This is a genomic window from Bradyrhizobium cosmicum (assembly GCF_032290525.1).
Classification (GTDB): Bacteria; Pseudomonadota; Alphaproteobacteria; order Rhizobiales; family Xanthobacteraceae; genus Bradyrhizobium; species Bradyrhizobium cosmicum_A.
Genome location: NZ_JASXTA010000002.1, coordinates 199,414 through 214,331 on the forward strand (window position 1 = coordinate 199,414; position 14,918 = coordinate 214,331).

Genomic DNA, 14,918 nt, shown 5'->3' on the forward strand with positions numbered 1-14,918 from the left:
CCATTGACAAGAAAGCAGGAGCCCGTTTCCCTTGTCGGGAACCTACGCTTGGTACCTATATAGAAAGCCGGTTGTGTGTCATTAGTTCCGTCGGGAACGGCCAGCGCGGTCTGCGAGTTAAGTCCGACTGCGGTCTGCGAGTTAAGCCCGACTAACGTCTTCCACCGCCTCGTTAAAATCATGCCCCCGGCCAAACTATGGCCTGCAAGCTGCGTGCCGAATGGATCTTTTAGCTCAAGCCCGGATCAAGGGCGTCCAGTCTGAATTCGTCGATGCCCTCGGAAAGCTGCGGGTCACCGCGCCCGAGGCGCTCAAATCCATTCTCGATGCCCTGCCGGAAAAGCGGGTTTATCGCTTCGCCAGCGGGCCCGTGGTGGTTCGCGCCTTGGGACATCCGCGCACGGAATTGGCGGCCATGGGCGCGCCGCCGCTCAAATGGAAGATCACCGGCAACGGCAATGTGATCGCGCAAGGCGAGACGCGCGAGCCCGTCATCGCCTGGCCCGCCGGCCTGCCGCTCGGTTACCACCGGTTGACGCTCACCGATGCGGGAGGCGTGACCGAAGAGGTGCCGATGATCGTGGCGCCCGAGCGCGCCTTCGGCGGCGATTTCGATCGCGGCTGGCTGCTCGCCGTGCAGCTCTACAGCGTCCGCTCCGACCGCAATTGGGGCATCGGCGATTTTACCGACCTCGCAGCCCTCGTCCGGCTCGCCAAGCAGCTCGGCGCCGACGGCGTCGGGCTCAACCCGCTGCACGTGTTGTTCGACGATCATCCCGCCGATTGCAGCCCCTATTCGCCGAACAGCCGGCTGTTTCTCAATCCGCTCTATATTGACGTTGAGGCCATCCCGGAATTTTCCGCCGACCTCGTCCCCGACGCGGCTGCGACCGCAGCGCGGCTGCGTGACGGCGAGCGGGTGCCCTATGCCGACATGGCGGCGTTGAAATGGCTAGGTCTGCGCGCTGCCTTCGACAGCTTCGTCAAGAGCGCGAGCGGTGTCCGCCGCAACCAGTTCGACGCCTTCCGCGCCGACCGCGCGCCGCTGTTGTCGCGCTTTGCCTGCTTCGAGGTGCTGCGTCATCGCTTCAACCGGCCGTGGTGGGAATGGCCGCAGGAATGGCAAAGTCCGGATGAAGCCAAATGCGCCGAGCTGCGCAATGGCCCGGACAAGCGCGAGGTCGAGTTCGTCGAGTTCGCGCAGTGGACGGCCGATAGCCAATTGCATGCGGCCAAGGAGCTGGCCGGCCAGCTCGGCATGCGGGTCGGACTTTATCTCGACGTTGCCGTCGGTGTGCAGTCCAATGGCTTCGATGCCTGGAACGAGCAGATGGCGATCTCGCGCCATCTCGCCGTCGGCGCACCGCCTGACGTGCTCAACACCATCGGGCAGGACTGGGGTCTTGCCGGCTTCAATGCCGGTGGTCTGGAGGCCCAATCCTTCGTGCCGTTCGCGGACATGCTGGCGGCGTCGATGCGCCATGCCGGCGCCATTCGGCTCGATCACGTGCTGGGCCTGAAGCGGCTGTACCTGGTGCCGCGCGGCTTCAAGCCTGACAACGGCGCGTATGTGCAGATGCCGTTCGAGGCTCTGCTTGGCGCCGTGGCGCGCGAGAGCGCGGCCCATAAATGCATTGTGATCGGCGAGGATCTCGGCACCGTGCCGGAAGGATTTCGCGAGACCATGCAGGATTTCGGCATCTGGTCCTACCTCGTCATGATGTTCGAGCGCGACGATGCCGGCCATTTCCGTCCTGTGGACCATTACCGGCCCAACGCGCTGGTGACCCTGAACACGCATGACCTGTCGACCTATGCCGGCTGGCGCTCGTTCAGCGATCTCAAGATGAAGCGTTCGCTCGGGCTGGATCCGGGCGAGAATGACCAAGCGCGCTGGGATGCGCTCGGCATGCTCGATGACATCCTGCGCCAGAACGGCATCAAGGCCAACGATCTCTATTCGGTGCTCGCCTTCCTGTCGCGCACGCCGTCGCGGCTTCTGGCGATCTCCCTGGAGGATCTGCTCGGCGTCATCGATCAGCCCAATATTCCCGGCACCATCGACGAGCACCCGAACTGGCGCCAGCGCCTGCCTGTCGCCCTCGACAAGATCGCCTCGAAGGTCGATCTCGCAGCGCTGAAGGCCGCGACGCGGGAACGTTCGCTGACCGGCAGGAGTTGATCGGCCGGGTTTTTTCAGGCGCAAGACATTGTTGCAGAGGATCGAGGACTATGCACTGATCGGCGATTGCGAGACGGCGGCGCTGGTCGGGCGCAACGGCTCGATCGACTGGCTATGCTGGCCGGCCTTCGATTCCGACGCTTGCTTTGCCGCCATCCTCGGTACATCCAGGAACGGCCGCTGGCTGATTGCACCGAGCGAGGATGTCACCCGCATTTCGCGCCGCTATCTCGGCGACACCCTGATCCTCGAGACGCGCTTTGAGACGAAGAGCGGCGCCGTCGCGATGATCGACTTCATGCCGCCGCGCGGCAAGGCGTCCGACATCGTGCGGCTGGTGCGCGGCATCAATGGTACGGTGAAGATGCGGATGGAGCTCGTCATCCGCTTCGGCTTCGGCGTCGACATTCCCTGGGTGCGGCGGATCGACCATTCGCTGCTCGCGGTCGCCGGCCAGGACATGACCGTGCTGCGCACGCCGGTCGAGACCCGCGGCGAGGATCTGACCACGGTGTCGGATTTCGAGGTGGCGGCCGGCGAAACCATACCTTTCGTTCTGACCTACGGTCCCTCGCATCTCGATCCGCCCGCCCCGATCGACCCTGAGATCGCGCTGCAGGAGACCGAGAAATTCTGGCAGGATTGGTGCGGCCATTGCACCCGCGACGGCGACTATCGCGAACTCATCATGCGCTCGCTGATCACGCTGAAGGCTCTGACCTTCGCCCCGACCGGCGGCATCGTCGCGGCGCCGACCACCTCCTTGCCGGAAAAGCTCGGCGGCGGCAGGAACTGGGACTACCGCTTCTGCTGGCTGCGCGATGCCACCTTCACGCTGCTGGCGCTGATGAACTCCGGCTATACCGAGGAAGCCTCGGCCTGGCACAATTGGCTGCTGCGCGCCGCCGCCGGGTCGCCGTCGAACATGCAGATCATGTACGGGATCTGGGGCCAGCGGCGGCTGCTCGAATGGGAGGCGGACTGGCTCGACGGCTACGAGGGCGCCCGGCCGGTGCGCGTCGGCAACGCCGCGCATGCGCAGCTCCAGCTCGACGTCTATGGCGAACTGATCGACGCGTTCCACCAGTCGCGCATGGCCAAGCTCAAGCTCGATGATGAAGCGACCTGGGCGCTGGAATGCGCCGTGCTCAAGCATCTGGCCGAAGTCTGGGACCAGCCCGATCACGGCATCTGGGAGCGGCGTGGGCAACCGAAACACTACGTCTTCTCGAAAGTGATGACCTGGGTCGCGTTCGACCGCGGCATCAAGAGCGCCGAGACCTTCGGCTTCAAGGCGCCACTGCTGCACTGGCGAACCTTGCGCGATGCGATTCACCGCGACGTCTGCAACAACGGCTTCGACGCGGAGGAAAATGCCTTCGTCGAGTCCTATGGCTCGAAACTGCTCGATGCCAGCGTGCTGCTGCTGCCGGGCGTCGGCTTCCTGCCGGCGGACGACCCGCGTATCCGCGGCACCATCGCCGCCGTCGAGAAGCGCCTGATGCGGGATGGTTTTGTGCTGCGGCACGACCCGCGCGAGCTGCCCGCGGGACAGCCGCCGCTCGAAGGGGCGTTCCTGGCCTGCACTCTGTGGCTGGCTGACGCCTATGTGCTGTCGGGTGATCTCGACAAGGCGCAGGTCCTGCTCGATCGCGTCGTCGCAATCGCGAACGATGTCGGGCTACTGGCCGAGGAGTATGATTCAGACGCCCGGCGTCAGACCGGCAATTTCCCGCAAGCGCTGACCCACATCGCGCTGGTCAACACCGCGCACAATCTCTCGGCGGCACGGCAGGGCAGCCAGAAGCCGGCGGTGCAGCGGTCGAAGTAGTGAGGTGGATGAGTCTAGCTCGTATCCCGAGCGGAGGTGCGCTCCCTCTCCTGCTTGCGGGGGAGGGCCGGGGTGGGGGTGCCTCCGCGGGCAAGAGCTCCCGAGAGGAGAGGACCCTAACCTGCCGCTACGCGACGACCTCTCCCGCGAGAGGCCGAGGTGAAACGAGCCGGCTGGCCGTCTAACCACTCCCGTTCCGCTTCAGGATCATCTCCATCGCTTCCGCAAAGCCGTCCTGCTCGTTGGTCGCGGTGACATGCGTCGCCTGGTCCTTGACGTTGTCGGCGGCATTGCCCATGGCGATCGAGGTGCCGCTGACGCGGAACATCGCGAGATCGTTCTGCATGTCGCCGATGGTGGCGACCGCGTTGGTGGAAATGCCGAGGCGCTTGGCCATCGCCTGCACGAAGGTGCCCTTGTCGAAGCCGGGCGGGGTAATGTCGAGATAATAGGTCTGCGAGCGCACCGCGGTTGCGGCGCCGCCGAGCGCCTGCTGCATCACCTTCTCGCAACGCTCGAGGCCCGCGGCATCGGCGCTGGCGCCGACAATCTTGCAGGCGCTGGCAAGGTACGGTGAGAAATCCGTCACGATGGTCGGATCGGCGCGGATGGTGCGCTGCTCGTGCGCGACATAACTGCCCTCCGGCTTGTCGATCAGCCATTTGTCGGTGGTGAACAGCCAGATATCGGCGCCGAATTCGCGGAGGATCTGCAAGGACCGTTCGGCGGCGCTTGGCGGAATCAAATGCTGCTCTACCGGCTTCATCTCGGGATCGACGATCGAGGAGCCGTTGAACGGGCCGACCGGCAGCCAGAGCGCCAGCGGCTCGATCAGGAAGCGCATGCCGATGGCGGGGCGGCTGGAGGTGATGGTGAAGCCGATGCCGGCCTGGTGCAGCCGCTGCACCGCGGACCTCGCCCGCTCCGTCAGCGTCTTGTCCTTGGTCAGCAGCGTGCCGTCGACGTCGGAAACCACGAGGGAGATTTGCGTCATGGGCAGGACCTTCGGTTTGGCGGCCGTTTTGTCGCCGCTCAATTTCAATTGCCGCACGACGCCGTCCACGATCGCCTCGACGGTTTCGTCGATCGAGACGGTGATGACGTGCTCGCTCGCCTCCGGCGGCTCCAGCGTGTTGAACTGGCTCGTCAGCAGCCCTGGCGGCATGAAGTGGCCCTTGCGGTGCGCGAGCCGTTCGGCGATCAGCTCCCTGGTGCCCGTCAGGAAGACGAAGCGGACGTCGTCGCGTCCGCGCAGCAGCACGTCGCGATAGCTGTGCTTCAGCGCCGAGCAGGCGATGATGACGTGCTCGCCCTTGTCGCAGACGCGCGCGATCTCGTCGGCGATGGCGTTGAGCCAGGGCCAGCGGTCCTCGTCGGTCAGGGGATGGCCGGCCCGCATCTTCTCGACATTGCTGGCGGGATGAAAGCTGTCGCCGTCCTCGAAGCGCCAGCCGAGCCGCTCGCCCAGCGCCTCCGCAACCGTGCTCTTGCCCGAGCCCGACACGCCCATCACGATCAACGCACAAGGTGCTTCAGTGCCCGCCACGAATTTCCTCCGGAAGCGCGGCCTGGTCGACCAGCCAGACGGTCTCACCTTCCGAGCGCGCGCGCAACGCCGGCAGAGTCTCGCCATTGAGCAGGCGCGTCAAGATCGGTTGCTTGTCGTGCCCGGCAATCTCGAACAGCATTTCGCGGCAGGACGCCAGAACGGGGATGGTGAGCGAGACCCGCGGCACGAACGGCGCGACATTGGCCTTGGGCACGCCCACCGCCCAGCGTTTGGTTTCCTCGATTTCAGGGTAGCCGGGAAACAATGAGGCGGTGTGGCCGTCCGGGCCAGCGCCCATCAGGACGATGTCGAACAGAGGACGTGCGGGATCGAGCTGGTCCGAGCCGTAGAAGCCTTGCAACTCGCGCGCATAGGCCTCGGCGCTGAGATCCGGATCTTCAGCAGCAGTCGGGATCGGGTGGATATGGCCGGCGGGCGCGTTGCCGTCGAGAAAGGTCGCGCGCGCGACCGCCATGTTGTTGAGGGGATCGTTCTCGGGGACAAGACGCTCGTCGCCGATGAACCAGTGCACGCGCTCCCACGGGATTTTTGCGCGCCAGGCATCGCTGCCGAGCAATCGATAGAGCTTCTTCGGGCTGGAGCCGCCGGTCAGGCAGATCGCGATCCGCCCGGGATTGGCCGCGATCCGCGCCATCACCCGTTCTGCGGCAGCGCGGGCGAGGGCCTCGGCGTCGGCCTCGACGATCAGCTTCGGCTGTCCGGCCGCAGCCATCACGAAAATTTCCGCCAGCTTCGCCCGTCGCGCCGCAGCAGCTCGTCAGCGCAGGCCGGGCCGTCGCTGCCGGCCTCATAGGTCTCGATGCCGTTGGTGCCGGCACTCTTCCAGGCATCCAGGAACGGCTGCACCGCCTGCCAGCCGGCCTCGATGCCGTCGGCGCGCTGGAACAGGATGTTGTCGCCGATCATGCAGTCGTAGATCAGCGTCTCGTAGCCGGTCGAGGGATCGGCGCGGAAATAGTCGCCGTAGCGGAATTTCATCTCGACGCCGTCGATGGTGATGCTCGGCCCCGGGATCTTGGCGTTGAACTGAAGCTCGATCGTCTCGGTCGGCGCGATGCCGATCGTGAGGAAGTTTTGCGAGAGACGGTCGACCGTCGTGCCTGAGAACATCGACAGCGGCGCCTGCTTGAACTTGATCGCGACTTCGGTGCGCTTGTGGCCCAGCGCCTTGCCGGTGCGCAAGTAGAACGGCACGCCGGCCCAGCGCCAATTGTCGATCATCAGCTTCAGCGCGACAAAGGTCTCGGTGGTGCTGCCGGACTTGACGTCCTCGGTCTTGCGATAGTCGATGATCTCGTCGTCGCCGATGCGCCCCGCGAGATATTGCGCACGGACCGAGCTCTTCAGGGCCTCCTCGTGGCTCGGCTGCTGGATCGAGGTGAGCACTTCGGCCTTCTCCGAGCGGACGGAATGCGCGTCGAAGCGCGCCGGCGGCTCCATCGCGACCAGCGACATCAGCTGGAACAGATGGTTCGGCACCATGTCGCGCAGTGCGCCGGTGGCGTCGTAGAAGCCGCCGCGATGGCCGACGCCGAGCTTTTCCTCCACCGTGATCTGGATGTGGTCGATGTGGTTGCGATTCCAGATCGGCTCGAACATGCCGTTGGCAAAGCGCAGCACCAGGATGTTCTGTACCGTTTCCTTGCCGAGATAGTGATCGATCCGGTAGATCTGGTGCTCGTCCATGATCTTCAGCAACTCGGCATTCAGCGCCTTGGCCGAGGCGAGGTCGGTGCCAAACGGCTTTTCGATGACCAGACGCCGCCAGGCGCCGTTCTCCTTCATCATGCTGGTGCGGCCGAGCTCGCGCGCGGTCGGCGCGAACGCGGCAGGCGGGGTTGCGAGGTAGAACAGCCGGTTGCCACCGGTCTCCTGGGCGCATTCCAGTGAATCCAGATGCTCGCGCAGGCGATCAAAGGAGGGCGGGTCCTTTGGATCGGCCTCGACGAAGGTCACGCATTCGAGCAGCTTTTTGGCAACGTCGTCGTCCACGGGCCGGGTCGCGAACTGGCGCAGGCCCTTCATCAGGCTGTCGCGCAGTTCGTCGTCCGACTGGCCTCTGCGGGCCACGCCGACGACGCAGAATTTCTCCGGCAGCAGGTGCTCGGCGGCGAGATTGTACAGCGACGGCATCACCAGGCGGTGCGTGAGATCGCCGGTCACGCCAAAGATGACGAAGGCGCAATTTTCCGGCTTGCGCTTGGCTTGCGGGTCTTTTGTCACGAACGGTTCGCCTTCGTTTTGTTGCGTCTTATTTCGGCTTCGAAGCGGCCGGCTGCTTCGGCTCCTTATGGCCGCCGAACCCCGCGCGCATCGCGGAGAGAATTTTTTCGGCGAAGGTGTGTTCCTTGCGGGAACGGAAACGTGCGTAGAGCGCGGCGGTCAGCACTTCGGCAGGCACCGCCTCGTCGATCGCTGCGTTCACGGTCCAGCGTCCTTCGCCGGAATCCTCGACGAAGCCGGAATATTCCGCCAGTGCCGGGCTATCTGCGAGCGCCGTCGAGGTGAGGTCGAGCAGCCAGGACGGAATCACGCTGCCCCGCCGCCACACTTCGGCGATGTCGGCGAGATCGAAATCGTAGCGATGATCCGCCGGCAAGGCCTCGATGTTGGCATTCTTGAGGATATCAAATCCTTCGGCGTAGGCCTGCATCAGGCCGTATTCGATGCCGTTGTGGATCATCTTGACGAAGTGGCCGGCGCCGACGGGACCTGCGTGGATGTAGCCCTGCTCGATGCGCGGATCGCGCCCCTCGCGTCCTTCCGTGCGCGGAATGTCGCCGGCGCCCGGCGCGAGCGCGGCGAAGATCGGATCGAGCCGGTCGACCACCGGCTTCTCGCCGCCGATCATCATGCAATAGCCGCGGTCGAGGCCCCAGACGCCGCCGGAGGTGCCGACGTCGACATAGTGGATACCGCGCGCCTTCAGCGCCTTGCCGCGGCGGACGTCGTCCTGCCAGAACGTGTTGCCGCCGTCGATGATGACGTCGCCCTCCTGCATCACGCCCGCGATCGTGTCGATCGTCGTCTCGGTGATGCGCCCCGCGGGCAGCATCACCCAGGCGGTGCGCGGCCGCTCGAGTTTTGCGATGAACTCTTCCAGCGTCGCCGAGCCGACCGCGCCGTCGGCGGCGAGGCCGGCGACGGCGTTGGCATCCTTGTCGTAGACCACGGTCGAATGTCCCTGGCGCATCAGTCGGCGAACGATGTTGCCGCCCATCCGGCCGAGGCCGATCATGCCGAGTTGCATTGAGATATTCCCCTAGTTCAGTGCGTCGTTGAGCGCCGCATTGAGCGCCGCGAGGCCTTTCTTGAGCGGACCCTTCAGGTGCACCCGAAGCGCGCGACGGCCGCGCTCGGTGAGCACGTCGAAGTCGCCGCGGGCCTGCGCCGCCTTGATGACGCCGAAGCTGGCCTTCTGGCCCGGCACGGCCAGGTCCTTGGCATCGTCGGCGGTGATCTGGAGGAACACGCCGCTGTCGGGCCCGCCCTTGTAGGCCTGTCCCGTCGAGTGCAGGAAGCGGGGGCCGAACTCGGCGCAGGTCGCGACATGGCGCTTCTCGCGCACTTCGAGGCGCATCGCCTGGAGCGCGTCGATCGTCACCTTGTCCCGCGCGATGTAGCCGAGCAGGGCGACGTAGTCGCCGTGGGCGGAGCGCGAGAGATGCGCCTTGAGCCATGAGGTGAGGTCGCCATTGGCGCCGGCAGCGCGCAACGCCGTGGCGTTGGCCTCGTCGGTGTAGAGATCGGCCTCGTCGGTGCTGACCACCGGCTGCTCCGCCGGCAGCGCACCGGTCTTCTCGAAGGAGGCGGTGAGTTCGCGAGTCTTGATCTTGGCCGCTTCCACGTCGGGCTGGTCGAACGGGTTGATGCCGAGGATGCTGCCCGCCACCGCCGTCGCCATCTCGAAGCGGAAGAACTCCTGGCCGAGATGGTCGATCGACTTCATGGCGATGCGTACCACGGGATGGCCGGCCGCTTCGATCGCGGCAAGCTGGGAGTCATGGGCTGCATCCGCCTCGCCCTCGATGCGGATGTCGATGAAGAAGCGGTCGTCGCCGTAAAGCGAGGGCTCGCCCAGCGGCTCACCGTCGATCGGGATTAGGCCCTTGCCCTCCTTGCCGGTCGATTCCGCGATGAGCTGTTCGGCCCAGGCGCCGAAATCGGCGATCTTCTTCGACGACAGGATCGTCACCTTGTCGCGGCCTTCGAGCGCCGCAAGGCCCATGGCAAGGCCGAGCTGCACGCCGGGGTTCTCACTTGGCGGCACGTCCGGCCCGCAGGAACGGGCCATCGCCAGCGCATGCTTGACGAAGGTCTTGACGTCGATGCCCGCAGTTGCCGCCGGCACCAGGCCGAACGGCGAGAGCACCGAATAGCGGCCGCCGATCGAGGGCTCGCCGTGGAAGATGCGGGCGTAGTTCAGCTTCTTGGCCGCCTTCTCCAGCGACGAGCCGGGATCGGTCACCGCGATGAAGCGATGGCCGGTCTTCACCTTCGGCCCGACCGCCTGCGCGACGCGCTCGTGGAAGTAGTCCTTCATCGCGTTCGGCTCGGTGGTGCCGCCGGATTTGCTGGAGACGATGAACACGGTGTTGGCGATGTCGATCTTCGCTTCCATCGCCCGCACCTGCGCCGGATCGGTGGAATCCAGCACGTGCAGCTTCGGGAAGCCGGGCTTTTTCCCGAACGTTTCGGCCAGCACCTCCGGCCCGAGGCTCGATCCGCCCATGCCGAGCACGACCGCGTCGGAGAATTTCTGGCCCTTCACGCGGCCCGCATAGTCCTCGTAGTCGGCGACCTCGACCTTTGCCGGGCTGTCGAGCCAGCCGAGCCATTTGTCTTCGTCCGCGCCGGTCCAGACCGATTTGTCGCGCTGCCAAAGCCTGCGGATTTTTGCCGACGCACGCCATTCCTCGGTGCTCTTGGCCACCGCCTTGCCGAGCCCGTCGCCGAGCGAGAGAAGCTGGCGGTCGAGCGCGGGCCCGAGCACGGTGGTGCGCTTGTGGGCGACGGCGCCATAGAGCTTGTCGGCGGCGTCGGCGAACTGCTTGACGCCGTCCTTGACCAGCTCCTCGGTGATCGCATCGAGCGAGACGCCGGAGCGTTCGAGCTCTTCCAGCACGCGGCTTGCGTCCTCGACATTCTCTTCCAGGCTGTCGCGCGGCTTGCCGTGATCGCGGAATGCGTCCAGCGTCGCCGGCGGCACGGTGTTGATGGTGTCGGGGCCGATCAGCTCCTCGACATAGAGGACGTCGCTGTAGTCCTTGTTCTTGGTGCCGGTCGAGGCCCACAGCATGCGCTGCGGCTTGGCGCCCTTGGCGGCGAGCTTGTCCCAGCGGGGACCCGAGAACAGGCGCTTGTAGTCCTGGTAGGCGACCTTGGCGTTGGCGATGGCGACCTTGCCCTTCAGGGCGGCGAGCCGCTCCTTCTCGGAGGGATCGTTGGCCCGGGCGATCTTCTCGTCGAGCTGCTTGTCGACGACCGAGTCGATGCGGCTGACGAAGAAGCTCGCCACGCTCGCCACATGCGAGGGGTCGCCGCCGCCGGCGACGTATTTCTCTAGACCCGCGAGATAGGCTTCGGCCACCTGGAGATAGACTGCCTTCGAGAACAGCAGCGTGATGTTGATGCTGATGCCGTCGCCGATCAGCGTCTCGATCGCCGGCAGGCCCTCCGGTGTTGCCGGCACCTTCACCATCAAATTCTTGCGGCCAACGTCCTTCCAGAGCCGCCGTGCTTCAGCGATCGTGCCAGCTGTGTCCATCGCCAGATAGGGCGAGACCTCGAGACTGACATAGCCGTCGCCCCCCTTGAGGCGGTCATAGACCGGGCGCAGCACGTCGGCGGCGTTCTGGATGTCCTCGACCGCGACGGCCTCGAACAAATCGGCCACGGTCCGGTCGCTGCGCTTCAGCGCCTTGCCGATCGGGGCGTCGTACTCGTCCGAGCTGCCGATCGCCTTCTCGAAGATCGAGGGGTTGGAGGTGACGCCCTTGACGCCGTCGGTGTCGATCAGCCGCTTCAAATCGCCCTTGGCGATGAAGCCGCGGGCGAGGAAGTCCAGCCAGACGGCTTGTCCGTGCTTTTCCAGTTCTTTGACGGGATTCATGATGCTTATTTATCTCCAAGCCTGCGGGCGAGGGGTTTCCGCGCCGGTCCTGACGCGCTATCCTCTAGCCTACATGCTCCCGGGAGGGAACCAATCAAGGGTACGAACGTCATACTCTCAGTGTAACTCCGTCGCGATCTTGGCGATCCCAGGCGGAAGTAGGTGTGTTGCGTAAAAGGTCGTTGGCCGGAGGCCAGGTCTTGTCGCGTAACGTCAGCCGCTTCGTCTTGCCGGCCAGTGGCTGCGCGGAGTGCCGTCAGCGGATTGCGGTTCGCCTGACGCATCGTGGCTCGGCCGCGAATGGCCATGCTGGGGGAAAGCATGCACGCACATCGTGACGGCCTGTTGTTCGCCACTGCCGACAATCCAACGTCCATTTGCATCGACGCGTCCCACGATCTCGAAATCGGCCCATGTACGACCTCGCTGCGGCTGCTGGTCGCGGCGGGCTTCGCGATGACCCTGCTCAGTGCGACCCTTGCCTTCGACTGGTGGGACGGTCTCGGCGACTACGATACGATGGCCGGCTACGCCGGGGTCGTGGTGTTTGGCCTCGTGACCGGCCGGCTGATCTGGATGCTGCCCGCCGAACGGGGGGCGGTCGTGATCGTCACCGCCTATGGCATCCGCGATCTCCGCATCGGCAATGAATTTCTGCTGTGGGACTCGATTGCGGAGATTTCGGCCGAAGAATGCCGCGGGCGCAAGATGATCGTGCTGACGCCGACGCCGGCCTTGCAGCGCCAGCTCGGCGCCATCCGCACCATGGCGCGCCGCGCGCAGAACGATCGGCGAAACGATCGGCGAAACGATCGGATTGTCATCCGCTCGGAGGGGTTGGCGGCCGATTTTGATACATTGCTGCGCGCTTGCCGCGATTGTCATGCTGCAAGCAGCCCGCGCGCCGCATTGCAGCAGGAAGATGAACGCGGCGTGCAAGGCTTCGCCGTACAAGGGTCATAAGATCGCCGCTCGCGGTTCGCTATGCTGCGGTGCCGGATGGACTCATCCCCGGTATTGCCCGGATGTGGCGACCGAGTGACAATTTCTGGAAATGAGCGAAGATGGATGCAGATTCGCACAAAATACAGGCAGGTGCCTGTTCGTAATTCAGCGAGTGCCTACCTTGTACGTTGCGTCGTGTCGGCACCCGGGTGTCCAATGATCGTCATGTGCTCACGCTGATTCGAAACGGCCTGAGGAACGGTCCGGCAACTGCTTTCGTTTCAGCTTGTAGCGGAACTCACGCGGAGAGGGATCATGTACAACGATTCTCTATTCAACGCTTTCGCTCGGTCGTTCGAGGCGAGAAGCCAGCACGACATGTCGATGGCGGAATATCTGGAATCGTGTCGAAGCGATCCCATGAAATACGCGAATGCGGCCGAACGACTGCTAGCTGCGATCGGTGAACCCCAGACGATTGACACGGCCAAGGACCCACGCCTTGGCCGTATTTTTTTGAACCGCACGATCCGCACCTATCCGGCCTTCGCCGGCTTCTACGGCATGGAAGAAACCATCGAGCGCATCGTTGGTTTCTTTCGTCACGCCGCCCAGGGCCTCGAAGAGCGCAAGCAGATTCTCTACCTGCTCGGACCGGTCGGCGGCGGCAAGTCCTCGCTCGCCGAGCGGCTCAAGTCGCTGATGGAAGTCCATCCGATCTACGTGCTCAAGGCCGGCGACGAGCTCTCCCCCGTGTTCGAAAGCCCGCTCAGCCTGTTCGATCCCGATCAACTCGGGCCGATGCTGGAGGAGAAATACGGCATTCCGCGCCGTCGCCTCACCGGCCTGATGAGCCCGTGGTGCTACAAGCGGCTGGAAGCCTTCGGCGGTGACATCTCGCAATTCCGCGTCGCCAAGATCCAGCCGTCGCGTCTGCGCCAGATCGGGATCGCCAAGACCGAGCCCGGTGACGAGAACAACCAGGACATCTCCTCGCTGGTCGGCAAGGTCGATATCCGCAAGCTCGAGACCTATGCGCAGAACGATCCCGACGCCTACAGCTATTCCGGCGGCCTCAACCGCGCCAACCAGGGCGTGCTGGAGTTCGTCGAAATGTTCAAGGCGCCGATCAAGATGCTGCATCCGTTGCTGACCGCGACGCAGGAAGGCAACTACATCGGCACCGAGAATATCGGCGCGATCCCCTTCACCGGCGTCATCCTCGCGCACTCCAACGAAGCGGAGTGGGCGAGCTTCAAGTCCAACAAGAACAACGAGGCCTTCATCGACCGCATCTGCGTGATCAAGGTGCCCTATTGCCTGCGGACCACGGAGGAGCAGAAGATCTACGAGAAGCTGATCCAAGGCTCCGAGCTGGCGGCCGCGCCGTGCGCGCCCTCGACCCTGGAGACGTTGGCGCGGTTCTCGGTGATGTCGCGCCTGCGCAGGCACGAAAATTCCACCGTGTTCGCCAAGATGCGGGTTTACGACGGCGAAAGCCTGAAGGAATCCGATCCGAAGGCGCGCAGCGTCCAGGAATATCGCGATGCCGCCGGCGTCGACGAAGGCATGGACGGCGTCTCGACCCGCTTCGCCTTCAAGATCCTGGCTGCGACCTTCAATCACGATCCGCAGGAAGTTGCCGCCGACGCCGTGCATCTGATGTACGCGCTGGAGCAATCGATCCGCCGCGAGCAGCTGCCCGAGGAGGTCGAGAAGCGCTATCTCGAATTCATCAAGGCTGACCTTGCGCCGCGCTATGCCGAGTTCATCGGCAACGAGATCCAGAAGGCCTATCTGGAATCCTACTCGGATTACGGCCAGAACCTGTTCGACCGCTATGTCGATTATGCCGATGCCTGGATCGAGGATCAGGACTTCAAGGATCCCGACACCGGTCAGCTGCTCGATCGCGAGCTTTTGAACCAGGAACTGACGAAAATCGAGAAGCCGGCGGGGATCGCCAACCCGAAGGACTTCCGGAACGAGGTGGTCAAATTCTCGTTACGCTCGCGGGCCCAGAACGGCGGCAAGAATCCGACCTGGACCTCCTACGAGAAGATTCGCGACGTGATCGAAAAGCGGATATTCTCCCAAGTCGAGGACCTGCTTCCGGTCATCTCCTTCGGGTCGAAGAAGGACGGCGAGACGGAGAAGAAGCACGGCGAGTTCGTCGCTCGCATGGTGGAGCGCGGCTACACCGAGCGTCAGGTTCGCCGGCTCGTCGAATGGTACATGCGCGTGAAGCAGGCCGGTTGAGGCGGATGGAAAAGTGCCG

Annotated in this window: 9 protein-coding genes and 1 pseudogene; 4 read left to right on the plus strand and 6 right to left on the minus strand. The window is 64.5% G+C overall.

Features of this window, described 5'->3' with window-relative positions; all coding sequences use genetic code 11:
- Positions 1-220 precede the first annotated feature (220 nt).
- Together malQ and QSV46_RS04690 are read left to right on the plus strand one after the other, a co-directional pair.
- Complete coding sequence (malQ, locus tag QSV46_RS04685) at positions 221-2,182, plus strand: 4-alpha-glucanotransferase (RefSeq protein ID WP_314947166.1); 1,962 nt, start codon at positions 221-223, stop codon at positions 2,180-2,182.
- Between the two features lie 28 nt (positions 2,183-2,210).
- A complete protein-coding gene (locus QSV46_RS04690) occupies positions 2,211-4,013 on the plus strand; it encodes a glycoside hydrolase family 15 protein (RefSeq protein ID WP_314947167.1) in 1,803 nt (600 codons plus the stop codon).
- A 181-nt stretch (positions 4,014-4,194) separates the two neighbouring features.
- On the opposite strand, the gene QSV46_RS04695 is transcribed toward QSV46_RS04690, so the two are convergent.
- The 6 genes and pseudogenes from QSV46_RS04695 to QSV46_RS04720 all read right to left on the minus strand — a co-directional run bounded on the left by QSV46_RS04695 (position 4,195) and on the right by QSV46_RS04720 (position 11,695).
- Entirely contained in the window at positions 4,195-5,007 is an 813-nt protein-coding gene (locus QSV46_RS04695; protein WP_314947876.1) for an HAD family hydrolase, read from the minus strand.
- Between the two features lie 117 nt (positions 5,008-5,124).
- Positions 5,125-5,646, minus strand: a pseudogene (locus tag QSV46_RS04700) (gluconokinase); the annotation flags it as partial.
- Positions 5,546-6,295: a 6-phosphogluconolactonase gene (gene pgl / locus QSV46_RS04705; RefSeq protein ID WP_314947877.1), complete on the minus strand. Its 750-nt coding sequence runs from the start codon at positions 6,293-6,295 to the stop codon at positions 5,546-5,548. The gene pgl and the pseudogene QSV46_RS04700, both read right to left, overlap by 101 nt.
- A complete protein-coding gene (gene zwf, locus QSV46_RS04710; RefSeq protein WP_314947169.1) occupies positions 6,295-7,806 on the minus strand; it encodes a glucose-6-phosphate dehydrogenase in 1,512 nt (503 codons plus the stop codon). Before zwf ends, pgl begins: the two co-directional genes overlap by 1 nt.
- A 28-nt stretch (positions 7,807-7,834) precedes the next feature.
- Entirely contained in the window at positions 7,835-8,833 is a 999-nt protein-coding gene (gene gnd, locus QSV46_RS04715) for a phosphogluconate dehydrogenase (NAD(+)-dependent, decarboxylating) (protein WP_314947171.1), read from the minus strand.
- A 12-nt stretch (positions 8,834-8,845) separates the two neighbouring features.
- A complete protein-coding gene (locus QSV46_RS04720; RefSeq protein WP_314947173.1) occupies positions 8,846-11,695 on the minus strand; it encodes a bifunctional transaldolase/phosoglucose isomerase in 2,850 nt (949 codons plus the stop codon).
- A 300-nt stretch (positions 11,696-11,995) separates the two neighbouring features.
- Here QSV46_RS04720 and QSV46_RS04725 point away from each other — a divergent pair, with 300 nt between their 5' ends.
- Together QSV46_RS04725 and QSV46_RS04730 are read left to right on the plus strand one after the other, a co-directional pair.
- Complete coding sequence (locus QSV46_RS04725; protein WP_314947175.1) at positions 11,996-12,658, plus strand: STM3941 family protein; 663 nt, start codon at positions 11,996-11,998, stop codon at positions 12,656-12,658.
- 297 nt (positions 12,659-12,955) lie between these two features.
- Positions 12,956-14,899, plus strand: a complete 1,944-nt coding sequence (locus QSV46_RS04730) for a PrkA family serine protein kinase (RefSeq protein WP_314947177.1) — start codon at positions 12,956-12,958, stop codon at positions 14,897-14,899.
- The last annotated feature ends 19 nt before the right edge of the window (positions 14,900-14,918 follow it).